Consider the following 25,009-nt stretch of genomic DNA (forward strand, 5'->3'; position numbering starts at 1 on the left):
CATGAGAATCCAGCACTTCCAGCGCAACCTCAACGGCCGAGATTTCGCCGTCGGCGACATTCACGGCTGTTTCAGCCGCCTGCAGTTGCATCTCGACACCATCGGCTTCAACCCGGAATGTGATCGCCTGTTCAGCGTCGGCGATTTGGTCGACCGTGGGCCGGAGTCCGACCTAGCGCTTGAGTGGCTGGATAAACCGTGGTTTCACGCAGTGCGCGGCAATCACGAAGACATGGCCATTCGATTCCCGCGCGGGAACATGGACACGGTCAACTACGTGCAGAACGGCGGCGGCTGGAACGTCGGCAACCCGCGTGTCGTGCAGCAGTTGTTTGCCGACTACTTCATGGCGCTACCGTTGGCGCTGGACATCGAAACGGCCAACGGTCTGGTCGGCATCGTCCACGCGGAATGCCCATTCCCGTCTTGGCGAGACTTCGTAGAAGTCCTTGAGACCCCCGAACTTCCTTCGCCTCTCAAGCGGGCGATTCTCGAAACAGCCTTATGGGCACGCGATCGCATCAATGCCCTGCGCCCCGATGAAGTGAGCGACGTCCGCGCCGTCATCGTGGGACACACGCCGGTCGAGCGATTCACCAGCCTTGGAAACACGCTTTACATCGACACGGGCGCAGTCTTCCGTGAGCGCGATTTCACCATTTTGAATCTCAGCACGTTGCGGCCGGTGGATCTTGGCGTGCGCCTTGATTGGGAGGAAGTGGAGTGAGCGAGAAGCCAACTAATCCGAAAGACAGCGTCGGCATCCGCAAGGCGCCCATGTCCACGGTTTCCGCTGTCGTCATGGCCGAGGTCGGCGTCGCCATGCTTGAAGGGGCGGCCAAATACGGGCGCCACAATTACAGAGCCGTTGGCGTTCGCGCTTCCGTCTACTACGACGCCACACTGCGCCACCTGTTTTCCTGGTGGGAAGGCGAGAACATCGACCCGGATTCGGGCATGTCGCACATCACGAAGGCGATCACGTCCCTCGTTGTTCTCCGTGACGCGATGATCCAGGGAAAAGTCACAGACGATCGGGCGCCATCATCCGGACCGTTCTATTCGGGCCTAAACACTGCCGCTGCGGCGATTCTTGACCGGCACGCAGACAAAGCCCCGTATCACTACACCATCGCCGACACCAACGGCATGGCCGAACACGCCGCGCGCGAAACCGACGCGCGCCTGATCGCTGATTCCAATGCGGCGGTACACGGCTACCCGCCAATCCACACCGAGGCTCTGCATGCAATCAAAACGACTGAGCCTCGTTGAGGCGCTGGCCAATACCTGTGTTGGGTACGGCGTGAACTTCACGGCCAATCTCCTGATCTTCCCGCTCTTCGGGATGCACATCAGCATCCGCGACAACTTCGTGATGGGGCTGATCTACACGGGCATCTCCATTGCGCGCGGGTACGTGCTGCGCCGGACGTTCAATCGCATCAAGGAGGCAGTGTGAGCAAGCTAACCGAGTGGTTCCCCGGCGAACTGAAACCAGTGCGGCCGGGCCTCTATGAGCGCAAATACCTTCAGGTTACAGGTGGCTTTCGTGCGTGGCTTGAATGGTTCGACGGCAAAGAGTGGCACCACAGAAAGCCTGAAGCGGGTGACGACCTCGCGTGTCTGAATCAAGAGCGTCAATGGCGCGGCCTCGCAAATGAACCGCAGGAGGCCGCATGAAACGCGCCCTAACCTTCGTTGCCGCCCTCATCGGCGCGTTGATCTACGCGGCCGTTACCTTGTGTCTAGTGCCGTTTGCCGGCGCGATCTGGGCGCTTAGCTGCGTTGCGCGCGGGCTGGAGTGGATTCAGGAGCATGTCGCGTGAGGAAGTATCGCAATGTCAAGGTGACCACGGAAGCCGGGACTTTCGATTCCAAGCGGGAGCATGCCCGTTACCTGGAACTGCTGATGATGCAGCGCCAGAAGTCGATCAGCAATCTGCGCAGACAGGTCGAATACATCCTGATCCCGGCGCAGCGCGACGCGAGCGGCAAGGCCATCCGCGCCGTGAAATACATCGCCGACTTCGTTTATGACCTGAACGGGAAACAGGTCGTTGAGGACGTGAAATCCGAAGCAACGCGGAAGCTGCCAGCCTACGTTCTGAAGTTCAAGCTGATGATCCACGTCCACGGGATAACGATCAAGGAGGTTACGTGAGCGCGCCACCCCTCGCCCTCCCCTCAATCGAAGACGAGGGCGCCCAAGCCTTTCAGGTCGGCCGGCGCGTCGCGTCCTATCTGCCCTACGGCTTCGCCTTCTGCCCCTATAAGCCCGGCAACTCGTTGCATGACAACTGGATGCGCGGGTACGTGAAGATTTTCGATGCGGTGAGCCGGTCATGAGTGACGAACAAAACTGCAGCACCTGCGCGCACCGACGCGGATTCATTTACGGCTTCTGGCATTGCGTCCGCACAGGCTGGTATTGCGATGTCGAGGTGAAGCATGGTGGCCGTTGCCAGACCGGCAGCCGACTCTCTCTTTGGGAACCCCGCGCGCCGCTGCACCGCCGAGTCATCCGCATCTTCACGGGGATGAAAGCATGAGCGACGAAAGTGAAATCAACATATTCCGCGCGCTGGACTTCATCAGAGACAACGCCACCGCCTACGCCCAAGCCAAAGCGAAGCGCGTCTATCTGGAGAATTTCCGCAAGAGCAAGAAGGCGATCCTGATGCGCGCGGCCGAACTGCGAGGGCACAAGACCGCAGCAATCCAAGAGCGCGAAGCATACGCCGATGATGGCTATGTCGAGATCCTTGCGGCCCTGCAGGCTGCAACCGAGCAAGAAGAAGCGCTTCGCTGGTTGATGGTGGCCGCCGAAGCAAAGATCGAAGCCTGGAGAACGATCGAAGCCACACGGAGAGCGGAGGCAAGGAACGTATGAGAATCCTCATCAGCGCAGACACCTATCTCTACACGTGCCGCCTCGGGATGTTCTTCCGCGTGCGCGGCTTCGGCGTGTCGATTGAGAAGGACCGGCCTCGCCTGTTCGCCGAGCGCATCGGCTTTCGGCGCGTCTATCGCTTTGGCCGATGGGCGGTGGAGTTTTTGACATGACGACGAATGCCGAGAAGGACTATCTGGGCCGCGTCGCCTCGCTGGGCTGCATCCTTTGCGACCGATTGGGCTACGGCGCCACACCCGCCGAAATCCACCACGTGCGCGAGGGTCAGGGGATGGCCCAGCGCGCGGAGAACTGGCTGGCCGTGCCGCTCTGCCCGGAACACCACAGGGGCAAGTCGGGCATCCACGGAAACCGTATGGCGCTCAAGCAGGTGAAAGCCGACGAAGTCGACCTGCTGGCGTGGACCATTGAGGCGCTGAATACCTGATGGCCACCCTTCCACATTGGGCGTACCGCGACCCGCTCGAACAACTGATCCGCGCGGAAGGTTTTCGCTGTACCGGCTGCACCCACGAAGAACGCAAAGAACTGTTCGGCACGGTCATCCACGTCTGCACGCTCAAGAACCGCGACGGCTCGCCGCGCAAACACGGTCAGCGATGCAGCAAATATGAGGGGGAAGAATGAGGGTATTCCGCGACACCGACGCCCTGCTCCGCTGGGCCTACGCCATCGTTGAGCAGCCGATCTGCAAGGTCTCCGATGCACAGAGAGCCATGGCCGGCGCCAGCGACACGAACAAGAGCGCAGACGGTGCCCTGAGCGTTCAGGATCAGCACGGCCAAGCTGCGATGGTACGGCGTTACATCGAGGGCATGCCGGAACTGCTCCAGGCGTACGCATGGGCCTCGTACTCATGGGCCGAGCATGAGCGCAAAGGCGGCAATTACGTGCTCGATCTGCACCTGGCGACCGAGACGGGCATCGTCAACGGCCTCATGCGGTTCCTGCTGATGCGCCGCCAGATCGAACTCGGCCAGTCGCGCTGCATGTCCTGCGAGCGGATCGCTGAGAAGGTCGGCGTGCACAAGCGGACGATCCAGCGCTATGAGCCCAAGGTCAAGACGGCCATGGACTCCCTGCGCAACCGGTTCTTTGACATGGCCGACGAACACTTCGCGGGGTCGGGCCTGATCCGCTCAAGCTGATTTTTTGATATTCTTCTTGAGAACATGTTATCTCTTTGCTAGAGTGCTCACACGCACCACAAAACCTGAGGTCAATAACCCATGAAGGGGAGAACCATGAACGCAGTTGTGAACGGCATTACTGTCCCGGCCATCATCGGAACACCGTGGGAAGGCGGCTTCTATAGCGGTCTGATCACTTTCGGTGGCGATGTGTATGCGCAAGTCACCGCCGCAAAGACTGACGGCGAGCACAAGCCCGCCATCTGGCTCCTGGATTACACCGAGATCAAGGGCGCCGACAGCTTCTTCGACGGCTTGGCGAACACGAAGGGCATGGCCGAGGCCGGCAGCGAGATCGCCCAGTGGGCACTCGAGCAGCGCATTGCTGGCTTCGATGACTGGGCCATCCCTGCGCGCGATCAACTCGAACTCCAGTACCGGCACTTCAAGCCGACCACCCAGGAGAACTGGGTGTGCCGCAACGGTGACAACCCGAGCAGCCTGCCCCCGGGCTACCCGTACACGATTCACCTGCCCGGCCAGACCACGGTCGAGCTGTTCCGCGTCGGCGGCACCGAGGCCTTTGCTGCTGACTGGTACTGGTCGAGCACGCAGTACTCGGCCGACGACGCCTGGAGCCAGACCTTCAATGGTGGCAGCCAGCACTACGCGAGCAAGGACCTCGAAGGTCGTGTCCGCCTCGTCCGCAGCATCAAGCTTTAACCCTTCATCCTTTCGACGGCCCAGACCAACCGATCACGATCAAGAGGATCAGATGAGCGAAATCACTATTCCCTTCCACGGCGGAAAGCTCGTGGTGCCCGAGAACGAAGCTGCGCGCGCGTGGCTCGACAAGGTTCTCAAGGCAACTTCCGACCAGAGTCTGCCGCGCATCAACATGCCGCCCGCACTCGGAGAGTACTGGGCCGGCGAAGGCGGCATCTTCGCCGGACTCATGCCGGACGGTAACGGTGGCCAGTATCCCCTGATCGCGTCGGTCGATGACTTCGGCCCAGCCGAATGGGGCGCCTACGGTCAGGACGAACCCGGTGCCAAGAGCGATCTCGACGGCTATGCAAACACGCGAGCGCTCATCGAGAGCAAGCACGCGCATCCGGCCGCGCAATTCGCCACCGGTTACACGAAAGACGGTCACAGCGACTTCTTCCTGCCCGCCAAACGGCAGATCTCGCTGTGCGCGTCAACCATCCCCGAGAAGTTCGAGAAGGCTTGGTATTGGACGTCGACCCAGTCCTCGGCCGACTACGCCTGGTCCCAGTACTTCACTGTTGGCGGCCAGCTCACCGCGTACAAGAGCAACGGAGGTCGTGTCCGCCTCGTCCGCAGGTCGAACTTTAAGTTTTAACTATTAACCATGGCAGCCGCCAAAGACCTACCCGTCTACAAGGTCGCGTACGACTTGCTGGGCGTCATCCTGAGCGCGGTGCGCAACATGCCGCGCGATGTGAAGCAGCTGGTCGGGGGTCCGCTCACCAAGGAAGCGATGGACATCGTCGTCCTGATCTTCCGCGCGAACTCCACCACCAACAAGGTGCCGTATCTGACCGATCTGCTGGAACGGATCGAAGTGATCAACCTGCTCCTGCGCCTCGCGCACGACATGAAGATGATCACGACGAAGCCGTACGCGGCAGCGATTCAGCGCACTGATATGGTCGGCAAGCAGGTAGGTGGCTGGCGGAAACAACAATCTGCATCGTCGCCCGCTGCACCACGGTCATGGCCGTGATGCCTGTGCGAATTATTGATCTGGTCGCGCCGCTGCTCCACAAGGGCACCGCCATGCGCACAACAGAAACCGGCTGCCGGTGTGCGGAAAGGTCTGGCGCAGTTGCTGCACTGATCGGCTGACGCCTTCGGTGCGGTGACGTAGATAGCGCGATACGACGCAGTACTCGGCCAACAACGCCTGGAACCAGAACTTCAATGATGGCAACCAGAACAACGCGAACAAGAACAACGAAGGTCGTGTCCGCCTCGTCCGAATATCAGTGCGATGCAGAGGGCCTCCTTTCTTTCGAGGCGCTCGTACGGGCCTATTTCGACTGCCGGCGCACGAAGCGCAACACGCGCAACGCGCTGGAGTTCGAGCAGGATCTGGAGCACAACCTCGGGTGCCTGTACGGCGATCTGTTGGATGGATCGTATCGGCCAGGCCGCTCCATCTGCTTTGTGGTCACGCGACCGAAGCCGCGTGAGGTGTGGGCGGCAGACTTCCGTGACCGCATTGTCCACCACCTGCTGTACAACCACATCGGCGCGCGGTTCGAGGATGCGTTCATCGCGGACTCGTATGCCTGCATCAAGGGGCGTGGCACGCTTCGCGCCGCCGAGAGCCTGGAATTGATGATCCGCTCGATCACGCGGAACTGGTCCCGGCCGGCTCACTACCTGAAGTGCGATCTCTCTAACTTCTTCGTTTCAATCGACAAGCAGATCCTGCGCGAGCTGTTGCTCGCCAAGATTCCGGAGCCGTTCTGGGCGTGGCTCACCGAGCTGGTGTTGATGCACGATCCTCGCTCCGACTTCGAGTTCCGCGGCGATCCCAAGCTGCTGGAGAAGGTGCCGCCGCACAAGCGCCTGATGGAACAGTCGGCGCACCTGGGCCTGCCGATCGGCAACCTTTCGTCGCAGTTCTTCGCCAACGTCTATCTGGATGTTCTTGACCAGCGCGCCAAGCACCAGCTGAAGGCGAAGTACTACATCCGGTACGTGGACGATTTCCTTTTCTTGGATGAGTCGCCGGCGCGTCTGAACGAGATTCTCGCCGACGTGACGGCATTCTTACTGGATCGCCTCAGCGTGCGCATCAACCCGCGCAAGACCATCCTGCAGCCGATCGATCGTGGCGTCGATTTCGTCGGCCACGTCATCAAGCCATGGAATCGGGCGACACGAAAGCGAACGCTGAATGAAGGACTGCGCCGAGTTGGCGCTGCGCCGGCCGCTGACGTGCACGTTCTGGCCAACTCTTATTTCGGCCTGCTGCGCCAGGCATCGGCCAGTCACCACGACCGCGCCCAGCTCGCCAATGCCGTGCGCTCGCGCGGCCATGCCGTCAATCGACAACTTACCAAGGCATATCGCAAAGGGGAAAAGCAATGCTGACCTATGGGGTTCTATGCTCGTTAGCCGAAAAGCACGGCGTAACGATCACCGAGAACGTGCGCGCGTTTGTGCGGGAGGTGGAGCAGACCGATGCCGCACAGGCCGATGTTCGACCCGTCGCGTGGCATCGCCTTGCGGTGGCTTGGCTGCGCGGCAAAGCGGCAGATCAAGCGAAGACAAACGAGAAGTACCCGGAACACGCAGCGTGCTATGAGAACTGGCGCAATGTGGTGACGTATGCGCAGAAGTTTGCTGATGAACTTGAGCACGAAGCGCCAGACACCTGCCGCGAAGCTTCGTCGCCGGGGCTGAGTGAGGAAGAGCGGGATGCACTGACCGTAGCAATTCGATGCGTGCGCCAAATCTCTTTGAATAGCGGCTCATATTTCACGTCTCGCATTGCTTTGCTCGAATCCATCCTCGCCAGCGACGCGACTGCATCGCCGGATGCTCGCATCGAAGAACTGCGCAAGGGCCTGTTTGAAGCGCGGGACGCCATGCGCGTCATGTCGAATTGGGCGAAGCAGTCCGATCCCGCCGGCCATTCGTGGGGCGTGCGCATGGTTGATCGCGCGAATGCCGTGCTATCCGGCGCCAGCGCCGCGACTGTGAGCGAGGCAAAGCCCGTGTATGACTGCTCTACGCGCAACTGTCAGTGCGATGCGTGCCGTATTGAACGTGGCGAAACAGGCCCCTTTAACGATGACGAAGGGCGTACAGAAGCGGAAGCCGCCCAGCAGCAGGCCGAGCCGCGGGCGTATGAGCGCAGCCAACAACTGGGCATGTTCCTACATCTGGCGGAAGTCGTGCAGGCGGATGCAAAGAAAACGCGCGACCGGTATCCCGCTCAGCCTGAGCGCGCGGATCAGCTCGCAGCATTCATGAAGACGGCGTGCAAGTGGGCTGCACAGCCCAGCCAACCCACTGGCTTGCCAGATGGATGCAAGCTGGTCCCAAAGGAGCCCACTGACCCCATGCTTGACCGAGGCGCCGAAGCAGTAGTTGCGGCCAAGAAAATTCCGTTGACCGGGTATGGCATAGCGGCACACGCATGGTCGGCGATGTATGCCGCTGCGCCCACTCACGAGCAGGAGGCCCACAAATGAAAATGGCCCGCGCATCCGATGATGACCTGAAGGCGGCGCTCGACGTGTCGCGCATTCTCGTAGAAGAACTAGCCAAGGGATACATGCCCTCCGAGCCCGACGCCGAGGACGACGGCATCAAGTGGTTTGACCGCGACGATCCTGACCAGTGCAAGGTCGCGCTCAACAAGTTGCTTGACGCAGCGGACAAGGGCAGCCTGTTCCGCGTGATTTTTGGAATGACCGTGCTGCTGGACCCGCGCAACAAGCTCACCGATCCGGATGCCGACACGCTTGAGGCGCATCCCGAAATCGTTGCATCGGAAGACGACGCCGCGCGCTATCGCTGGTGGGTAGACCCGGCCCACGACATCCCATCGAGCGTGCTCTACAGCGGTAAGGCTGTGGTGGATGCGTACATCGATGGGGAGATTGCGGCGGCGAAGAAGCGGGAGGCCGCATGATCCAAGCCCAACTCCAACAGCTATTCCGCCGCGCCAACGCAAGCCCCGGCAAGCCCGCATTCGCCACCCTCGGCGACCGCGACGTGTCGTGCACGGTCAGCAAGGGCGGCACTGCAATCTGGCTGCTGAACGGCGCGGCCGTGGCTTGGACCGACCTGCAAGCAATGTGCGAGGACTACTGATGAACCCCCTACTCGCAGCCTACATCGGGCTATGCGTCTTGTGGCGCGCTATGTGGTCTTGGGGTGAAACGAAAAACAGGAGAGAGGCGGAATGAATGACCGCTATGAAGAGTTTCTGCGCGCCAAGATCAAGATGGCGCGTTTTGATGGGTTCGACGTTGACCCGGAAGAGTTGAATCCCAAACTCAAGCCGCACACCAAGGACATCGTTCGCTGGGCCGCCAAAGGCGGGAACCGCGCTGTCTTTGCATCGTTTGGCCTGCACAAGACCGTGACGGCGTTGGAGTGGTTCCGGCTCATTGGCAACCGCCGGCCAGGCCTGCGCCTCAATGTGTGCCCGCTTGGTGTGCGCCAAGAGTTCATCCTGCAGGCGGCCGAGCACTTCCGCGGCGAGTACGCGCTGAATCTGCGTTTCATACGCAGCGACAGCGAAATCGGTGACGAGCGCACCATCTACCTGACGAACTACGAAAGCGTGCGCGAGGGCAAGATTACTCCCGGCTTGTTCCGCGCGACGAATCTGGACGAGGCAAGCGTCTTGCGTAGCTACGGCAGCAAGACATATCAGGAGTTCTTGCCGGCCTTTGAGTCAGTGGAGTTCAAGCTGGTCAACACGGCTACGCCGAGCCCTAACCGGTACAAAGAGCTGATCCATTATGCCGGCTACCTAGGCGTAATGGACACAGGACAGGCACTGACGCGCTTCTTCCAACGCGACAGCGAAAAGGCCGGCAACCTGACGCTCTACCCGCACAAGGAACAGGAGTTCTGGCTGTGGGTTGCGAGCTGGGCCGTCTTCATCCAGCGGCCGAGCGATCTTGGCCATAGCGACGAGGGCTATGTACTGCCCGATCTGGACGTGCGCTATCACGAAATCCCGAGCGACTACGCCAAGGCTGGCCATGAGCGCGATGGCCAAGCTCTGATGTTCACCGATCCAGCGTTGAGCCTAAGCGCCGCCAGCGCCGAGAAGCGCGACAGCATGCCGGCGCGCGTCGAAAAGGTCCGTGAACTGGTAGCCGAAGCGCCGGACGACCATTTCATCGTCTGGCACGACCTTGAGGACGAGCGGCATGCCATCCAAAGCGCGATCCCTGAAGCAGTCAGCGTGTGGGGTACTCAGCAACTGGAAGAGCGCGAGCAGCGAATCATTGACTTTGGCGACGGCAAACACAGGGTGCTGTCCACAAAGCCGATCATCGCCGGCAGTGGCTGCAACTTCCAGCGCCATTGTCACCGCGAGATCTTTGCCGGCATCGGATTCAAGTTCAACGACTTCATTCAGGCGATCCATCGGGTGCAGCGCTTCGGGCAGCCCCACAAGGTGCGGATCGATATTGTCCACAGCGAGGCCGAGCGCGAAGTCTTGCGCACGTTGCTCGCCAAGTGGGCACAACACGAGGAAATGCAGGCCAAGATGACAACCATCATCAAAGAGTACGGGCTGAATCAGCTCGCCATGCAGGAGACGCTTGCGCGCTCGATCGGCGTCAAGCGCATTGAGGTTTCCAGCGAGCGCTTCACGGTTGCGAACAATGACTGCGTGGAAGAGGCGAGATTGCTGCCAGAGAACCACGTCGACCTGATTGTCACGTCGATCCCGTTTGCCAACCATTACGAATATTCGCCCTCCTACAACGACTTCGGCCACACCGAGGACAATGCCCACTTTTGGGCGCAGATGGACTACCTGACGCCCCAACTGCTGCGCATCCTGAAGCCTGGACGCATCTACGCTTGTCACGTGAAGGACCGCATTCTGTTCGGCAATGTGACCGGCGCCGGCATCCCTACCGTGAGCCCCTTTCATGCCGAAGCACTGTTTCACGGCATGAAGCATGGCTTCGACTACTGCGGGATGATCACGGTGAACACCGATGTCGTGCGCGAGAACAACCAGACATACCGCCTCGGCTATACCGAAATGTGCAAAGATGGCTCCAAGATGTCCGTTGGCTCGCCGGAGTACATCCTGCTGTTTCATAAACCGCAGACAGATCGATCCAAGGGCTACGCTGACACGCCGATCCGCAAGTCCAAAGATGAATACAGCCTGGCGCGCTGGCAGATCGACGCGCATGCGTTCTGGCGTTCAAGCGGCGAACGCCTTCTGACCGCCGAAGAACTGGCAGCGTTGGGCCCGGACAAGCTGGCCAGCCTGTTCACCAAGTACAGCTTGGAGAACGTCTACGATTACGAATTCCACGTCAAGATCGGCGAGGAACTGCAAGCGCGCGGCGCCCTGCCCTCAACGTTCATGAGCCTCGCGCCGGGCTCGCACGACCCGAACATCTGGCACGATGTGACGCGCATGCTGACCCTCAACGGCGAACAAGCGCGCCGGGCCGTGGAAAAGCATGTTTGCCCGCTGCAGTTCGACATTGTGGACCGGTTGATCGAGCGATACAGCAACAAGGACGAGCTGGTCTACGATCCCTTCTGCGGCCTTGGCACTGTTCCGTATCGGGCCATCTTGAAAGGACGCCGCGGAGGCGGATCGGAGTTGAATCCGACCTATTTCATGGATCAGGTTCATTACTTGAAGGCCGCCGAGCGCGAGTACAGCATGCCGTCGCTGTTCGACCTGGAGCAAGCCGCCTAACCCGCGCAAATTCCCCTTGAACAATGCCGCCCCAGTTGATAACATGTATTCATCGTAGATACCGAAGCCACGGCGGCTCTACATGCCGAGGCCCGTGCGAGTCGGGTCAAGAATTCAAAGTTCTGCTGCTGGGCTGACAACCTACTGTCTCTAAACCAGCATTCTGCGTCGAGTCAGCTTAGGCGCAGCGGGGACCGCCCCTGTAATGCAAGCGACAACACCAGTTGCGAGACGGCGGTTGACGACGGAACGGCTTCGGCTGCGCCTATCGTCGGTGTGACAGGCCGGAGAGACGGCCTCCCGGTAAGCGCATTCAACGAGTGCCCTTACCGGGACTGGATGACCTCTTCGTCCAAGACGGTCCCCATAAATGTCCACGGACGGACGCGGAAGGCAGACGAGCGAGATCGTATGTGACGGGCTGGAAAGACAGCCTAGCGAGTCTGCCGCGCGAGTGAATGGGCAGCGTCTGGATGCGAGCACCAACGATAAGAGTCAGAGCGCGATGCGTAGGGGCCATATACCTGCTGACGGCCGGGAAAGACCGGCATCCTCAAGTGAGCGCCCTACGATCCAGTGGGCGCGGCCTTGGCAAATCCGAGGCGACAAGAGTGGTAGCGCACTCTCATTCAAAAACGCAACGAGCGAACCGGTGGTGACTCCGGTTGCAGGGTTGGCGGGCATAGCCTCCCTGTGATGTACCCGACTTGGCGATCGGTGCATAGGGCGCTCACTTGAGGGAATGCGCAGTGGTGATGCGCAGCAGGATCGCAAGCGAAGCTAACTCCCGGAAATGTTGGGCGACGGGCCTGCATGACGGGGATGCGCGATGTGCTGATAGGTGGTACGTGCGGCTATGCCGTGCAAGCGGGGAGTCAGTGCCACGCCCCAAGACGGGAATTCACTTCCGGCCCCTCAGACAAACCGGCCGCAAGATAGGGCGGACGCTGGAGCCCGTCACCAGCACCAACACATAGGAGTGACGACGTGATTCTGTTGGCAGTCCTTTTCCTCTTGATCCTTCCCCTGCTGTGGGCTCCAGTGGGGATAACGTGGCGATGGCGGAGCCTTCGGGCGCGGATGCCATGCCGAATAGACCACGCCGATAGGCCCCTGCAAATGGAGTACGGCTAGGTATGCAGACATGACGAGCCCTTACCTACATACTTCGCAAGCGGCTTTGATAGCCCAGAACGGGGCCATACGGCCTCCGCCGGATGAACCGGCAAAACAAAGCGCCTCAAACCGAGGCGCTTTTTTCTTTCTCCGCTTGATAACTTGTTATCTCTCTGCTATCTTGATTACATGTTCTCAACCAAACCACGGAGAAGAAGATGACCGAGATTGCCCAGGTCGATGCCCCGCCGCCGCCAAGCCGAAGCGCAAGAGGCCGAACTGGCCGCACAGCGCGCAGAACTGCAGCGCCAGCAAGATGAACTCAACGCCGCACGCGCCGAGCAGGAACGCAAGGAACGGGAAGCCCGCGAAGCGGCCGAGGCCGCAGAGCAAGCCAAACGGGAAGCCGAAGAAGCCGCCGCCCGCGCAGAAGCCCAGCGCGCCGCCGATGAAAAGGCCGCGGCAGAAGCCGAGCAAGCCCGCCGTGAGCGCGTGCAATTCGAGCTCAACGGCCCGGCGCCGAGCGAGCTGGTTTCCATCATCGCAGTGCACTACATGGTCGAACAAGAGACGGCCCTGAACTGGCTCTGCCGCCACGAATGGGCTGCTGTGGAGGTTGCAGCATGAACGAAGTCATTGAAATGCCGCCGCGCGAGAGCGCCGGGATTGTGGCGAGGGAAACAAACCAATATTCCGCCGTCGAGATCCGCCAGCGCGTGAACCTCGTTCAAGAGGTGATGCGCTCCATCATGAAGAGCGAAACGCACTACGGCGTGATCCCGGGCACGAAAAAGCCATCGCTCTACAAGCCGGGCGCCGAGGTTTTGTGCGTCACGTTCCGCATCGCCGACAAGTACGAGGTGGAAGACTTGACGGTCGACGGCATGGCCCGCTACCGCGTGCGCTGCATCGGCGTCCACCAGGTGACGGGGGTTGTGCTGGGCGAAGGCATGGGCGAATGCTCTTCGCACGAAGAGAAGTACAAATGGCGCCGCGCCATCTGCGCCGAAGAATACGAGCTGACGCCAGAAACCATGCGCCGCATGAAGTTCCAGAAATGGAACAACAAGATCGAGAAGCAGCAGCAGATTCGCACTGAGTCTGCCGATCAGGCAAACACCATCCTGAAGATGGCCTGCAAGCGCGCCAAGATCGCCATGACGCTCAACGTGACCGGCGCGTCCGACATCTTCACGCAGGACATTGAAGACCTGCCGGAAGAGTACCGACATGACGATGAGCCGGGCGCCCCTGTCCTGAGCGCACTCGGCGTGAAGCTCGTCGGCGAAGCCAATGCAGTGACGACGCGCGAGCAATTCGACGCGCTGTGGAAGCGCGGCGTGAAGGAGATCAACGCGGCAAAGGATGTCGGGGCGTCCGACGCTTTCAAGGCGGCGATGGCCGAGAAAAGCAAGGCGCTTCCAGCAAAAGATAACGAGCCACCAAAACGTGAGTCTGGCTCCGATGACGGCGAACTGCAAGCCGATTTTCAACGCCAGATTGCCGCCGAAGGGAGGTAAAAGTGATCGTCATCGAATGCGCTCAAGGAAGCCCAGAATGGCACCGCGCCCGTGCAGGCGTGATTACCGCCAGCATGTTCAGCACGGCCCGCAAGAAGGTGAACTGCCTGGATGATAGGCAACAGCAGTTCGTCAATCTCCGCCTTGCCGGCACGCCCGAGAAGGCCGCTGCGGAGGCCGCCGGGTACAAGACAATGCCGCGGTCGGACATCATCACGCGCGCCCTCAACGGCGAGAAGGTTGGCGACTATTCCGACGCCGCCAAGGATTACGCTTTCCGCCTCGCGATTGAGCGGATCAGCGGAGAACCTCTGGACGAGGGTTTTGAGACGTGGCAAATGAAACGCGGCCACGAACTGGAGCCCGAGGCGCGCATGGAGCATGAGGCCCGTACCGGCCTGTTCGTGCAGCGCTGCGGCTTCATGAAAACGGATGACGGCCTGTTTGGAGTCAGCGTGGATGGCTTGATTGGGGACGATGGTGGCAGCGAATACAAGTGCTTCCTAGCCCCCGACAAGCTGCGCTCAATCTACATCGATGGCGACATCTCCGAAGTGCACGACCAATCCATGGGCGGCATGTGGATTTCCGGCCGGGGATGGTGGCACAACTGCCTTTACTGCCCGGCGCTCGAGTCGGTCGGAAAGCAGTTTTGGTATCAGGAGTTCAAGCGCGACGACAACTACATCGAAAAGATGGAGGCAGAACTTTGGGAGTTCGCCTGTCTCGTCGCCCAGTACGAAAAGATGCTGCGCCAGCAAGCCGCCTAACCGGGATCAGCCATGGACTTCAGAAGACGCCTGCAGTACCAGAACCCGGTCCACCACAAATCCCGCTGGTTTGATGGATGGCTGATCGGCGATGACGCCAAGAACATCGGCGCCGGCGCTGCCTATGGCGTGGTGATCGCCCTTCTGACTGCCGCTTTCATTTACCCGCACTGATAACAGGTTATCCGCAATGCAACCACAAAACAAAGACCGCACCGAAGCGCCGCAGATCAGCCCGGGCCTCGCCAGCGCATTTCTGGCTGCATATGAGGGACGACGAGTCCCGCAGATTCTTCCTCAACAAACGCTGACCTGCGTTTCCCGCGGCGCCAAAACCAAGTCCGGAGAAGCGCCGCCCTGCGGCCACTAGCCATGGAAAGCCTTGAGAGCGGCCACTGGTTGGCGGACGAAAACGGCGACGTGGTTCACGCGCAGCTCTACCCGGACGTGAAACTGGGATTGACGGGCTTTGCGACGGACGAGGAAAAGCATGCCGCCGCGCGCTGGATTGCTCAGTGCCTGAACCAGTCCATCGAGACGCCGGACGACGATTCGACGCCCGAGCGGCTTTACCTGGGCCGCAAAGGGATCAGGGTCAAGGGCGCGCCGGGAGACGTCGAATTTGTGCGCGCGGACATCGCCGTCACGCTGGCCCCGATGGCCGACCAGCTCGCCGATTCGATCAGCGAAATCACGGCGAAGCGCGCCGCTGAACGCGAGCGGATTCTGGCGGCTCTTCAGGTGGAGGCGCAGAGCGCGGTGCCATCTGCCGAGTTCTTCGATGGGCTGCCGCCGGCGGCTTGCTACGAGCGCGGGCTGCATGTGGGAAGCGACGCCACCCGGGCGGCCATCAAGGCGGCCGTCGCCGAGGCGATGGAGGAATAGCCATGGCATCCAAGCGAAGAATCCGCCGCCGATCGTGCGAGGGAAAGATCCGCTACGAGACGGCCGAAGCGGCAGGCCAAGGACGGCGGAATCTGAACCGCGCGAAGGGTTATCAGGGATTCATGAACGTGTACCGCTGTTCGTTCTGTGGTGGCTACCACATCGGGCACGCGGTGGATAAGCGCGGCACGTGGGGCCGCTGATCGGGGGAATCATGAGCGAGATGAGATCAAGCCGGCTCAAGTGGAGCGCAGCCGAAGACAAGACGCTCCGGGAACAGTGGACGAATGGCCGACCGATCCGCATGTGGCTGGATCTACTGCCGGGCCGAAGCGAGCGCGGCATTGTGCAGCGCGCCGGCAAGCTCAAACTGGCGCCACGCGGAAGCGGGTGCACTTCCGGTAATTCGCCGTCGTGGCGGTTGATCCGGCAAGTACTGGAAGCAGGCGAGCCGCTTACGCCGATCGAGATTTCCAAGCGCACGGGCGTCACGCGCCAGCACGTCTACGAAGAACTGCGGCAACATCACCCGGCCGACATTCATATCGCGGGCTACGCCGAGCGCGGCCCGACTGGCTACCGGGCCAAACTGTGGACGCTGGGCGCCGGGAAGGATGCGCCGCGCCCGCAGCCGCTGACGAAGAAGGAGATCAACAAACGCCGCTATCAACGATTCAAGCAGAATCCTGAAGCCCTAGCACGGCGTGACGCCAAGAAGCGCCTGCGAGACTGCGAGAAGGGAGGCAAGTTGATCCGGCGCGACGAGGCCGCGGCTTGGATTGGGGGTGCGGCATGAGAACTGCCGATACCGTCGGCGTGCTGGGCGCGGCCGAGATCATGCGCGTCCACCCCAAGACCGTCGAAGACATGATCCGCGCAGGCACAATTCCCGCTGCCAAGGTGGGCCGTTCCTGGGTCATGTTGACGCGGGATGTGATGGCCTACGTTGAGAGGCAAATCATGGAGCAGACAAGCAAGAGGCTGGTCGCGCGGCGCATGAGCGCCTGACATTTACCAGAGAGCTACCGCAAGGTCCGACCCTCTAAGGTTCGCGTACCGCATCATCATGCGGTGGCTCTTGTGACCGCTGATTTTCATGATCTGGCTTTCAGACAGCGTGGTCCGCTCGAACAAACGGCTTACCGCTTCGTGGCGCAGGTCGTGGAATTTCAAGCCCTCGCACTTCGCCTGTGTGAAAATGTCGATGAATCGCTTCGAGAGGTAGCCCGATACGTCCGCCCGTGCCTTAGTAGATCGATCCCCATTCCACCACGGGAACACCAGATCCTGCGGGTGCGCGGCGGGTATTTCCCTCTCATCCAAATGCTCACGCATCAGGGCCAGCGCTACGCTTGAAAGCGGAACCTGGCGCTTGTCGCCGTTCTTGGTTTTTTCTAAGAACACGGTTTTCTTCGGCAAATCCACTTGACCGACAGATAGTGTGTACATCTCCGATAGGCGCATCGCCGACTCCACCGCGAGGATGAACAGTGTTCGGTGGGCCCTTGGGTATTCGATCGTCAACGGCCGTTGCTTGCGCGCCAAAACACCGCCGTCGATCACGGCTAGAATGCGCTCGTATTCCCCTGGCTCCAAGCGTCGGTCCCGCTCAATATCCTGGCGCTTGACGCCAGCGGCTGATACATCCGCCTTGCTGTACTGGGCATAACCGTCTGGCAGTGTGCGGAACGGATGGTCTGGCAGCGTAACGTGCCCTTTCCGCATTCCCCAGTCGGCGGCCCGAGCTAAGGCGCCGATGCGTGCACGGATCGAGGCAGGCGCCAATTTCTCCACGCGTTTCATCTCATCGATGATCTGGTCCACCCACTTCGCGCTGATCACAGGAAGAAGCGTGTCGCCCCACTTCTTGAGGCAGGCGTTCAATGCCCCCTGATCTTTGGGGCTTGGATGCGCGTCTAGTTCGTACGCGCGCACCAATTGGTCAAGCCGCACAATGTTTGACTGCGGCTGGTGCTGCGCCGGAACAATGCCGCGCGACAGCAGCTCTTCTAACTGCGCCGCATACGCATCGCCTTCTGCCTCGTCTTTGAAGGTCAAGTAGAGGGGCTTATCAAGCACCCCCGCCTTCTTGAAGATGTACTGCACCGTCCCGTTTGGGAACCGCTTCTTGCCTGCCACCCGCCACTCTCCCCTTGGGCGAATCTACGCCCTGCACAGAAATAGTATAGCTGGTAAGCGTCTACTTTTGGCGGGTATGGGCTCCTTTTGGCTCCTTTGAAAGTAGGTGCGACAGGCAAGAAAAAAGGGCCTAGATTGCTCTAAGCCCTTGATTCTATTGAACGAACGATGGTGGGTGCTGAGAGGCTCGAACTCCCGACCCGCGCCTTGTAAGGGCGCTGCTCTACCAACTGAGCTAAGCACCCGTTCGTACTGCCGGCGTGAGCCGGGCTGTCCGGCGCCCGTGTTGTCACCCACGAGCACCAAAGCCCGCTAGTTTAGCGCATCTTTTAGCGCTTTACCAGGTTTGAATTTAGCAACTTTACCGCCTTCGATTGTGATGGCCGCACCCGTGCGGGGATTGCGCCCATTACGCGAAGATCGCTTGCCGACCAGAAACGTTCCGAAACCGACGAGCGTGACCGACCCACCTTCGCGCAACGCATCCTTGATGCCGTCGATGAGCGCATCGATGGCGCGCCCTGCCGCGGCTTTCGACATGTCCGTCTGCGTCGCCACATGGTCGATGAGATCTGTTTTGTTCATCGTGCCACCTCCCCGAACACCCGCTAGTGTGGATTCATTAAAGTGGCCGTCAATCGACGTGTCAAGGCGAAGAACTGCATGCCACAGGTCGCAGCCTGCGCAAAGAAAAAGGGCCCGAACATGTCGGGCCCTTCTTCAGCCTTGGGAGGCGACGGTGTCAGTGATGCACCATTTCCTGCGACTTGCCGTCGTCGCCCTGGGCGGGCGCAGGCTTGGCTTCCTCTTCCGGCAACGGCTCCGGCTTGCGCACCAGCGCGAGTTCCAGCACCTTGTCGATCCAGCGCACCGGCTGAATCTCGATGCTGTTCTTCACGTTGTCCGGAATGTCCGCCAGATCCTTGACGTTCTCTTCCGGAATCAGCGCCAGCTTGATGCCACCGCGGTGTGCCGCCAGCAGCTTTTCCTTCAAGCCACCGATCGGCAGTACTTCGCCGCGCAGGGTGATTTCGCCGGTCATCGCCACATCAGCGCGCACCGGAATCCCGGTCAGCACCGACACCAGCGCCGTCGTCATTGCAATACCTGCCGACGGGCCGTCCTTGGGCGTCGCACCTTCGGGCACGTGGATGTGGATGTCACGCTTCTCGAACATCTCATCCTTGATACCCAGGCGCGCCGAACGCGAACGCACCACCGAGCGCGCAGCCTCGACCGACTCCTTCATCACGTCGCCCAACGAACCGGTGCGGGTGATGTTGCCCTTGCCCGGCATCAGCGCGGCTTCGATGGTCAGCAGATCGCCGCCCACTTCCGTCCATGCCAAACCGGTCACCTGGCCCACCTGATCTTCCTTGCCGGCCAGACCAAAGTCGAAGCGACGCACGCCGAGGAATTTGTCCAGGTTCTCCGAATCGACCTTCACGGACGTGCCGGCTTCTTTCTTCAGCAGCAACTGCTTGACCACCTTGCGGCAGATCTTCGAGACCTCACGCTCCAGCGAACGCACACCAGCTTCCCGCGTGTAATAGCGGATGATGTCGCGCAGGGCGGCTTCGGTCACCTCGATCTCGCCTTCCTTCAGACCATTGTTCTTGATCTGCTTGGGCAGCAAGTAGCGACGGGCGATGTTGACCTTCTCGTCTTCCGTGTAGCCCGACAGGCGAATCACTTCCATCCGGTCCAGCAACGGCGCCGGGATGTTCAGCGAATTCGACGTCGCCACGAACATCACGTCCGACAGATCGAAGTCCACCTCGATGTAGTGGTCCTGGAACGTGTGGTTCTGTTCCGGGTCCAGCACTTCGAGCAGCGCAGACGATGGGTCACCGCGGAAGTCCGCACCCATCTTGTCGATCTCGTCCAGCAGGAAGAGCGGATTGCGCACGCCGACCTTCGTCAGGCTCTGCAGGATCTTGCCCGGCATCGACCCGATGTACGTACGGCGGTGACCGCGAATCTCGGCCTCGTCACGCACGCCGCCCAGCGCCATGCGCACGAACTTGCGGTTCGTTGCGCGCGCCACCGACTGCCCAAGCGAGGTCTTACCGACACCCGGCGGCCCCACGAGGCACAGGATCGGCGCCTTCAGCTTGTCCACGCGCTGTTGCACTGCGAGGTACTCAAGAATGCGTTCCTTGACCTTCTCCAGGCCGTAGTGGTCCTGATCCAAAACCTGCTCGGCATTCGACAGGTCGTTGTTGACCTTGCTCTTCTTGCGCCACGGCAACCCCACCAACGTGTCGATGTAGTTGCGCACGACCGTTGCTTCGGCCGACATCGGCGACATCAGCTTGAGTTTCTTGAACTCGGACTCGGCCTTCTTCTTGGCCTCCTTGGGCATGCGGGCGGCCTTGATCTTCTTGTCCAGCTCTTCGAGATCGGCGCCTTCCTCGCCTTCGCCCAGTTCCTTCTGGATGGCCTTGACCTGCTCGTTCAGGTAGTACTCGCGCTGGCTCTTCTCCATCTGGCGCTTGACGCGGCCACGGATGCGCTTTTCCACCTGCAGGATGTCGATCTCACCTTCAAGCTGCGAAAGCAGGCTCTCCAGACGTTCGGTCACGTTGAACATCTCAAGAATCTTCTGCTTCTGCTCGAGCTTGATCGGCAGATGCGCGGCGATGGTGTCAGCCAGACGACCCGGCTCGTCGATGCCCGACAAGGAAGTCAGGATCTCAGGGGGGATCTTCTTGTTCAGCTTCACGTACTGGTCGAACTGCGACACGATGGCGCGACGCAGCGCCTCGGTCTCGGCCGATTCAGTGGGTTCCGGGCCGACGGGCACGGCTTCGCAGAAGAAGTGCGATTCGTCGTCGGTGACGGAGAGGATGTTGGCGCGCTGCGTGCCCTCGACCAGCACCTTCACGGTGCCGTCCGGCAGCTTCAGCATCTGCAGAATGTTGGCGATACAGCCCACCTCGTACAGATCCTTGTCGGTCGGCTCGTCCTTGGCGGCGGTCTTTTGCGCCACGAGCATGATGCTCTTGCCCGCCTCCATCGCGGCTTCCAGCGCCTTGATGGATTTGGGGCGCCCCACGAACAGCGGAATCACCATGTGCGGAAACACCACCACGTCACGCAGCGGCAACAGCGGCAGGCGAATCTGCTCAGCGGGTAAAAGTTGGGTTCCGGACATTATTTTCCCCAGAAAGTCATGTAAGGGCTAAATTGGGCACAGCGACGGTTTTACAAGACCGCTGCTGCAAGTCGCATGCCGACCCGGTTTCCCGAAGCAAAAAAAGCCGCTCGCGAGCGAACGGCTTCCTGCATGGGACGCATACGGCGCATCCCGGCCGGCATTCGCGTCAGTTGGAACCTGCAACCTTGGGTTGCTCTTCGTAAATCAGCAAGGGCTTGCCTTCGTCGGAGATCGTACTTTCATCGATCACCACCTTTTGCACACCCTTGTGGTTGGGGAGGTCATACATCACATCCATCAAAGCGTGCTCGACGATGGAACGCAAACCACGCGCCCCCGTCTTGCGCTTGATCGCCTTGCGGGCGATTGCCGTCAGCGCGCTCGGACGAATTTCCAGCTCCACCCCTTCCATTGCCAGCAGCTTCTGGTACTGCTTGACGATTGCGTTCTTCGGCTCGACGAGGATCTCCATCAAGGCGGCCTCATCGAGCTTGGCCAGCGTCGCAACCACGGGCAGACGGCCGATCAACTCGGGAATCAGACCAAACTTGATGAGATCTTCCGGCTCCACTTGCGGCAGCACTTCGCTGACGTCGCGCTCTTCCTTGCTCTGCACCTCGGCACCGAAACCGATACCGGTCTTGTCGGAGCGCTGCATGATGATCTTTTCCAGACCATCGAAGGCGCCGCCGCAGATGAACAGGATGTTGGTCGTATCAACCTGCAGGAAGTCTTGGTTCGGATGCTTGCGACCACCTTGCGGGGGCACCGACGCCATCGTTCCTTCCACCAGCTTGAGCAGGGCCTGCTGCACGCCTTCCCCAGAAACGTCCCGGGTGATGGAAGGGTTGTCAGACTTGCGCGAAATCTTGTCGATCTCGTCGATGTAGACAATGCCGCGCTGGGCCTTGTCCACCTCGTAATTGCAGTTCTGCAGCAGCTTCTGAATGATGTTTTCGACATCCTCGCCCACGTAGCCCGCTTCGGTCAGCGTGGTGGCGTCGGCGATGACGAATGGCACGTTCAACAGACGCGCCAGCGTTTGAGCAAGCAGCGTCTTGCCCGAGCCGGTCGGCCCGATGAGCAGGATGTTGCTCTTGGACAGCTCGACATCATCTTTCTTGCCGAGGTGCTTCAAACGCTTGTAATGGTTGTAGACCGCGACCGCCAAGATTTTCTTGGCCTGTTCCTGACCGATCACATATTGGTCCAGGCTCAGGCGAATTTCATGCGGCGTGGGCAGATCAGACTTGACCGCCAGACCACCTTCCTTTTCGGAGATGGCTGCTTCGTCCCGGATGATCTCGTTGCACAGGTCGATACATTCATCGCAGATGAAGACCGAGGGGCCGGCAATCAGTTTCTTGACCTCATGCTGGCTCTTGCCGCAGAACGAGCAGTACAGCAGCTTTTCGCCAGTCGAGCCTTTCTTGTCCGCCATAACGATTACCAGTAGTTCTTGGCAGCATCATACGCCAAATTATCTGGCGACGATCCGCAGGTGTTGTTCAAAGCAAAAACGAGGCGCGAGGCCTCGTTTTTGACACCGCTTGACATGTTTCGGAGCGGCTAACCGGTGTGCCGTAGAACGCACCGGCAATACCGCCTACCGCGCACATCGACGCATGACTTCGACACTTCAGCGCTTGGCGATAACCTGGTCGATCAGGCCGTACTCCTTGGCCTGCTCGCTGCTCATGAAGTTGTCGCGGTCCGTGTCGCGGGCGATCTTGTCGACCGGCTGACCCGTCGCCTCCGAAAGCACCGTGTTCAGGCGCTCGCGCAGGTAGAGAATCTCGCGCGCCTGGATCTCGATGTCAGAGGCTTGACCCCGCGCGCCGCCCAGCGGCTGGTGGATCATGATGCGCGAATTTGGCAGCGCCAGCCGCTTGCCCTTCGCACCGGCTGCAAGCAGGAACGCGCCCATGCTGGCCGCCATCCCCATGCACAGCGTCGACACGTCCGGCTTGATGAACTGCATCGTGTCGTACATCGCCAGACCGGACGATACCGAACCGCCCGGCGAGTTGATGTACAGCGAGATGTCCTTGTCGGGATTCTCGCTTTCCAGGAACAGCAACTGTGCCACCACGAGGTTGGCAGTCTGGTCGTTGACCTCACCCACCATGAAGATCACTCGCTCCTTGAGCAGGCGCGAGTAGATGTCGTAGGCGCGCTCGCCGCGGCCCGACTGCTCGACCACCATCGGCACCAGACCGAGCCCCTGCGTTTCAAGCGCGGAAGCCTGGGTACGGGCAAGTTGGTCGATCAGTTCATTGCGGATCATGCGGTTCTCCGGTGCTTAGTTCGGAAACTATCGATCGAATCAGCCTTGCGCCGGCGTGGCGGTCAGCTCTTCGAACGACACGACCTTGTCAGTGACCTTGGCCTTGTCGCACACAAAATTTACCACGTTGTTTTCGAGCACGTAGGCTTCCATCTCGGCCAGGCGCTGTTGGTCGCCGTAGTACCAGCGGATGACTTCCTTCGGGTCTTCATAGCTCTTGGCGAACTCTTCGATCTCAGCCTTGATCTGCTCCGGCTTGGCTTCCAGGCCGTTGGCCTTCACGACTTCGGCCAGCACCAGACCCAGCTTCACGCGGCGCTCAGCTTGCTGCGTGAACATCTCAGCCGGGATCGGCATGTTCTTGGCGTTCGGCATGCCGCGCGATTCGAGGTCGCGACGGGCCATTTCGACCAGACGCTCCTGGTCTTGCTCGACCAGCGACTTCGGCACGTCCAGCTCCGCCACCTTCAGCAGCGCTTCCATGACTTGGTCCTTGAGCAGCGCGTGCGTACGGCGCTTGACTTCACGCTCGAGGTTTTCGCGGATGTCGGCGCGCATCTTGTCGAGGTTGCCGTCGGCGATGCCCAGCGATTGTGCGAAGGCTTCGTTGACTTCCGGCAAGTGCGCCCACTCGACTTGCTTGAGCGTGACCGTGAATTCAGCAGTCTTACCGGCGACGTCCTTGCCGTGGTAGTCCTCGGGGAACGCCAGCGGGAATTTCTTCGACTCGCCTTGCTTCAGGCCCAGCGTGGCTTGTTCGAACTCAGGCAGCATGCGGCCTTCGCCCAGCACGAAGCTGAAGCCTTCAGCCTTGCCACCGGCGAATTCCACGCCGTCGATCGTGCCGACGAAATCGACCGTCACGCGGTCGCCATTCTGTGCAACGGCTGCACCGCCGTCGCCGTGCTCGCCGGCTTCGCCGCGCGGATGGTAGTGCACGCGCTGCTTGCGCAGGATGTCGAGGGTCTTGTCGATCTCGGCATCGGTGATTTCGGTCTTGGTGCGGGTCAGTTCCGCGCCGGCCAGATCGCCGAGCTTCACTTCCGGATACACCTCGAACGTCGCGTCGAAGGCGACTTGATCGTCAGCCACGCCTTCGGTCTTCAGTTCGAAGCGCGGTTGGCCGGCAACCTTCACGCCCTGCTCGTTCGTGATGTCGAAGAACTGGCGAGCAGCCTTGTCGTAGCGCACTTCGAATTCGACTTGTTGGCCGTATTGCTTCTCGACCATCTTCATCGGGACCTTGCCCGGGCGGAAGCCGGACATCTTGACGGTCTTGGACAGACGCGCCAGACGGCTTTGCTTCTCTTGCTCCACTTCGGCCTTCGGGACAGCCAGGGTCACTTTGCGATCAAGCTTGCCGAGGTTTTCGATAGTCGACATGGTCGTAATTCCAGATTCAGAAGATGGTTGCGTCGAACGGCGCAGCGCCAGCAGCAGCCGTGGTTCAAAGTTCTTGGTGTTGCCGGGCTTGCAGGAATGCGGCGCGAGGGCCGCTTGACTGCACAATGCACGGCACAACGGGCGCGTTCAGGCTGGCAAACGCAAAACGCATATTATGGCATGGAACGTTCGGCGGCCCTGATTTTTTGGGTCGGAACGCTAGGAAAACCCTTCAAACCGCGT

General features: G+C 60.4%; 35 protein-coding genes and 1 tRNA gene. 29 read left to right on the top strand and 7 right to left on the bottom strand.

Features of this window, described 5'->3' with window-relative positions:
• Window position 1: 1 nt before the first annotated feature.
• From FUT88_RS13525 to FUT88_RS13650, 29 genes are all read left to right on the top strand, one after another.
• Window positions 2–727 carry a metallophosphoesterase gene (locus FUT88_RS13525; RefSeq protein WP_147215828.1) on the top strand — a complete coding sequence of 242 codons (726 nt, stop codon included), beginning with the start codon at window positions 2–4 and terminating at the stop codon, window positions 725–727.
• Window positions 724–1,275 (top strand): dATP/dGTP diphosphohydrolase domain-containing protein, encoded by a 552-nt coding sequence (locus FUT88_RS13530; RefSeq protein ID WP_147215830.1) that lies wholly within the window; start codon window positions 724–726, stop codon window positions 1,273–1,275. Before FUT88_RS13525 ends, FUT88_RS13530 begins: the two co-directional genes overlap by 4 nt.
• Window positions 1,247–1,462, top strand: a complete 216-nt coding sequence (locus FUT88_RS13535) for a hypothetical protein (RefSeq protein ID WP_147215831.1) — start codon at window positions 1,247–1,249, stop codon at window positions 1,460–1,462. Before FUT88_RS13530 ends, FUT88_RS13535 begins: the two co-directional genes overlap by 29 nt.
• Window positions 1,459–1,683 (top strand): hypothetical protein, encoded by a 225-nt coding sequence (locus FUT88_RS13540; protein WP_147215832.1) that lies wholly within the window; start codon window positions 1,459–1,461, stop codon window positions 1,681–1,683. The genes FUT88_RS13535 and FUT88_RS13540 overlap by 4 nt, the downstream gene beginning before the upstream one ends.
• Window positions 1,680–1,829: a hypothetical protein gene (locus FUT88_RS26215; RefSeq protein ID WP_186829306.1), complete on the top strand. Its 150-nt coding sequence runs from the start codon at window positions 1,680–1,682 to the stop codon at window positions 1,827–1,829. The genes FUT88_RS13540 and FUT88_RS26215 overlap by 4 nt, the downstream gene beginning before the upstream one ends.
• Entirely contained in the window at window positions 1,826–2,164 is a 339-nt protein-coding gene (locus FUT88_RS13545; RefSeq protein ID WP_186829307.1) for a DUF1064 domain-containing protein, read from the top strand. Before FUT88_RS26215 ends, FUT88_RS13545 begins: the two co-directional genes overlap by 4 nt.
• Window positions 2,161–2,349: a hypothetical protein gene (locus FUT88_RS13550; protein ID WP_147215834.1), complete on the top strand. Its 189-nt coding sequence runs from the start codon at window positions 2,161–2,163 to the stop codon at window positions 2,347–2,349. Before FUT88_RS13545 ends, FUT88_RS13550 begins: the two co-directional genes overlap by 4 nt.
• Window positions 2,346–2,552, top strand: a complete 207-nt coding sequence (locus FUT88_RS13555) for a hypothetical protein (protein ID WP_147215835.1) — start codon at window positions 2,346–2,348, stop codon at window positions 2,550–2,552. The genes FUT88_RS13550 and FUT88_RS13555 overlap by 4 nt, the downstream gene beginning before the upstream one ends.
• Complete coding sequence (locus FUT88_RS13560) at window positions 2,549–2,893, top strand: hypothetical protein (RefSeq protein WP_147215836.1); 345 nt, start codon at window positions 2,549–2,551, stop codon at window positions 2,891–2,893. The genes FUT88_RS13555 and FUT88_RS13560 overlap by 4 nt, the downstream gene beginning before the upstream one ends.
• Entirely contained in the window at window positions 2,890–3,066 is a 177-nt protein-coding gene (locus FUT88_RS26220) for a hypothetical protein (protein WP_186829308.1), read from the top strand. Before FUT88_RS13560 ends, FUT88_RS26220 begins: the two co-directional genes overlap by 4 nt.
• Complete coding sequence (locus tag FUT88_RS13565; RefSeq protein ID WP_147215837.1) at window positions 3,063–3,341, top strand: Ref family recombination enhancement nuclease; 279 nt, start codon at window positions 3,063–3,065, stop codon at window positions 3,339–3,341. The genes FUT88_RS26220 and FUT88_RS13565 overlap by 4 nt, the downstream gene beginning before the upstream one ends.
• Window positions 3,341–3,541, top strand: coding sequence for a hypothetical protein (locus tag FUT88_RS13570; protein ID WP_147215838.1), 201 nt, complete (start codon window positions 3,341–3,343; stop codon window positions 3,539–3,541). Before FUT88_RS13565 ends, FUT88_RS13570 begins: the two co-directional genes overlap by 1 nt.
• Entirely contained in the window at window positions 3,538–4,062 is a 525-nt protein-coding gene (locus FUT88_RS13575; protein WP_147215839.1) for a hypothetical protein, read from the top strand. Before FUT88_RS13570 ends, FUT88_RS13575 begins: the two co-directional genes overlap by 4 nt.
• 96 nt (window positions 4,063–4,158) lie before the next feature.
• A complete protein-coding gene (locus tag FUT88_RS13580; protein WP_147215840.1) occupies window positions 4,159–4,767 on the top strand; it encodes a DUF1566 domain-containing protein in 609 nt (202 codons plus the stop codon).
• Between the two features lie 52 nt (window positions 4,768–4,819).
• The gene (locus FUT88_RS13585; RefSeq protein ID WP_222614266.1) at window positions 4,820–5,410 is read left to right on the top strand and encodes a DUF1566 domain-containing protein; all 591 of its coding nucleotides are present in this window, start codon (window positions 4,820–4,822) and stop codon (window positions 5,408–5,410) included.
• Window positions 5,411–5,419: 9 nt separating this feature from the next.
• Entirely contained in the window at window positions 5,420–5,794 is a 375-nt protein-coding gene (locus tag FUT88_RS13590; protein ID WP_147215841.1) for a four helix bundle protein, read from the top strand.
• Window positions 5,795–5,994: 200 nt separating this feature from the next.
• Window positions 5,995–7,173 (top strand): RNA-directed DNA polymerase, encoded by a 1,179-nt coding sequence (locus FUT88_RS13595; RefSeq protein WP_147215907.1) that lies wholly within the window; start codon window positions 5,995–5,997, stop codon window positions 7,171–7,173.
• A complete protein-coding gene (locus FUT88_RS13600; protein ID WP_147215842.1) occupies window positions 7,167–8,279 on the top strand; it encodes a hypothetical protein in 1,113 nt (370 codons plus the stop codon). Before FUT88_RS13595 ends, FUT88_RS13600 begins: the two co-directional genes overlap by 7 nt.
• Window positions 8,280–8,281: 2 nt before the next feature.
• Window positions 8,282–8,722, top strand: coding sequence for a hypothetical protein (locus FUT88_RS13605; protein WP_147215843.1), 441 nt, complete (start codon window positions 8,282–8,284; stop codon window positions 8,720–8,722).
• A complete protein-coding gene (locus tag FUT88_RS13610; protein ID WP_147215844.1) occupies window positions 8,719–8,904 on the top strand; it encodes a hypothetical protein in 186 nt (61 codons plus the stop codon). The genes FUT88_RS13605 and FUT88_RS13610 overlap by 4 nt, the downstream gene beginning before the upstream one ends.
• Before the next feature lie 91 nt (window positions 8,905–8,995).
• Window positions 8,996–11,506 carry a DNA methyltransferase gene (locus tag FUT88_RS13615; RefSeq protein ID WP_147215845.1) on the top strand — a complete coding sequence of 837 codons (2,511 nt, stop codon included), beginning with the start codon at window positions 8,996–8,998 and terminating at the stop codon, window positions 11,504–11,506.
• 1,356 nt (window positions 11,507–12,862) lie between these two features.
• Window positions 12,863–13,249 (top strand): hypothetical protein, encoded by a 387-nt coding sequence (locus FUT88_RS13620; protein ID WP_147215846.1) that lies wholly within the window; start codon window positions 12,863–12,865, stop codon window positions 13,247–13,249.
• Entirely contained in the window at window positions 13,246–14,142 is an 897-nt protein-coding gene (locus FUT88_RS13625) for a hypothetical protein (protein WP_147215847.1), read from the top strand. The genes FUT88_RS13620 and FUT88_RS13625 overlap by 4 nt, the downstream gene beginning before the upstream one ends.
• A 2-nt stretch (window positions 14,143–14,144) precedes the next feature.
• The gene (locus tag FUT88_RS13630; RefSeq protein WP_147215848.1) at window positions 14,145–14,912 is read left to right on the top strand and encodes a lambda exonuclease family protein; all 768 of its coding nucleotides are present in this window, start codon (window positions 14,145–14,147) and stop codon (window positions 14,910–14,912) included.
• Window positions 14,913–14,924: 12 nt separating this feature from the next.
• Complete coding sequence (locus FUT88_RS26225) at window positions 14,925–15,086, top strand: hypothetical protein (RefSeq protein WP_186829309.1); 162 nt, start codon at window positions 14,925–14,927, stop codon at window positions 15,084–15,086.
• A gap of 198 nt (window positions 15,087–15,284) precedes the next feature.
• Window positions 15,285–15,797, top strand: a complete 513-nt coding sequence (locus tag FUT88_RS13635) for a hypothetical protein (protein WP_147215849.1) — start codon at window positions 15,285–15,287, stop codon at window positions 15,795–15,797.
• Between the two features lie 2 nt (window positions 15,798–15,799).
• Entirely contained in the window at window positions 15,800–16,000 is a 201-nt protein-coding gene (locus tag FUT88_RS13640) for a hypothetical protein (protein ID WP_147215851.1), read from the top strand.
• A gap of 11 nt (window positions 16,001–16,011) precedes the next feature.
• A complete protein-coding gene (locus FUT88_RS13645) occupies window positions 16,012–16,593 on the top strand; it encodes a hypothetical protein (protein WP_147215853.1) in 582 nt (193 codons plus the stop codon).
• Complete coding sequence (locus FUT88_RS13650; RefSeq protein WP_147215855.1) at window positions 16,590–16,805, top strand: helix-turn-helix domain-containing protein; 216 nt, start codon at window positions 16,590–16,592, stop codon at window positions 16,803–16,805. Before FUT88_RS13645 ends, FUT88_RS13650 begins: the two co-directional genes overlap by 4 nt.
• Before the next feature lie 3 nt (window positions 16,806–16,808).
• Here the strand turns inward: FUT88_RS13650 and FUT88_RS13655 are convergent, their stop codons facing one another.
• From FUT88_RS13655 to tig, 7 genes are all read right to left on the bottom strand, one after another.
• Window positions 16,809–17,936 carry a site-specific integrase gene (locus FUT88_RS13655; protein ID WP_147215858.1) on the bottom strand — a complete coding sequence of 376 codons (1,128 nt, stop codon included), beginning with the start codon at window positions 17,934–17,936 and terminating at the stop codon, window positions 16,809–16,811.
• A 169-nt stretch (window positions 17,937–18,105) separates the two neighbouring features.
• Window positions 18,106–18,181: transfer RNA gene (locus FUT88_RS13660), tRNA-Val, on the bottom strand.
• A gap of 67 nt (window positions 18,182–18,248) precedes the next feature.
• Window positions 18,249–18,575 (bottom strand): HU family DNA-binding protein, encoded by a 327-nt coding sequence (locus FUT88_RS13665; RefSeq protein WP_410003880.1) that lies wholly within the window; start codon window positions 18,573–18,575, stop codon window positions 18,249–18,251.
• A 103-nt stretch (window positions 18,576–18,678) separates the two neighbouring features.
• Window positions 18,679–21,093, bottom strand: coding sequence for an endopeptidase La (gene lon / locus FUT88_RS13670; protein ID WP_147215862.1), 2,415 nt, complete (start codon window positions 21,091–21,093; stop codon window positions 18,679–18,681).
• Between the two features lie 169 nt (window positions 21,094–21,262).
• Complete coding sequence (gene clpX, locus FUT88_RS13675) at window positions 21,263–22,537, bottom strand: ATP-dependent Clp protease ATP-binding subunit ClpX (RefSeq protein WP_147215864.1); 1,275 nt, start codon at window positions 22,535–22,537, stop codon at window positions 21,263–21,265.
• Between the two features lie 198 nt (window positions 22,538–22,735).
• Window positions 22,736–23,383 (bottom strand): ATP-dependent Clp endopeptidase proteolytic subunit ClpP, encoded by a 648-nt coding sequence (gene clpP, locus FUT88_RS13680; RefSeq protein ID WP_024975598.1) that lies wholly within the window; start codon window positions 23,381–23,383, stop codon window positions 22,736–22,738.
• 39 nt (window positions 23,384–23,422) lie between these two features.
• Window positions 23,423–24,766, bottom strand: a complete 1,344-nt coding sequence (gene tig, locus FUT88_RS13685) for a trigger factor (protein WP_102067278.1) — start codon at window positions 24,764–24,766, stop codon at window positions 23,423–23,425.
• Window positions 24,767–25,009 lie beyond the last annotated feature (243 nt).

Source organism: Ralstonia sp. TCR112, from assembly GCF_007997035.1.
Classification (GTDB): domain Bacteria; phylum Pseudomonadota; class Gammaproteobacteria; order Burkholderiales; family Burkholderiaceae; genus Ralstonia; species Ralstonia edaphi.